The 472-nt window shown below is 42.2% G+C and carries 1 pseudogene; it reads left to right on the top strand.

Annotated elements, in window-relative coordinates:
- A pseudogene (locus tag L1070_RS20185) lies at positions 1-472 on the top strand (transposase); the annotation flags it as partial.

Genomic DNA, 472 nt, shown 5'->3' with positions numbered 1-472 from the left:
GTGTGTTCGCCGTGCATTTTTGTGCGGAGAAGATAAGTTTACGGGTAAATCATATGAGCATCGAAGGGGTTGGGTAGAAGAACGTTTACTGTTTTTAGCGCAGGTATTTTGTATTGATGTGTGTGCTTATGCGGTGATGAGTAACCATACGCATGTTGTATTGTATGTGGATGATAAAAAGGCACAAAGATTGAGTGATAGGGCGGTACTCATACGTTGGCACAAACTGTTTAAAGGCTCAATTCTAAGCCATAAATATCTGCAAGGAGAGCGTTTAGACGAAGGGCAACGGTTCTTCTTAAACAAAGAGATAACAGAATATCGCAATCGCTTATCGAGTATTAGCTGGTTTATGCGGGTGTTGAATGAAGACATAGCACGCCAGGCAAATCGAGAAGATAATTGTACAGGTAGATTTTGGGAAGGGCGCTTTAAATCACAGGCTTTACTCGATGAAGCAGCTTTGATGGCG

This window comes from Pseudoalteromonas sp. MMG022, assembly GCF_021654245.1.
Classification (GTDB): domain Bacteria; phylum Pseudomonadota; class Gammaproteobacteria; order Enterobacterales; family Alteromonadaceae; genus Pseudoalteromonas; species Pseudoalteromonas amylolytica.
Note: the sequence above shows the minus strand (reverse complement) of the source record. Positions and strands in the feature narration are given on the sequence as shown.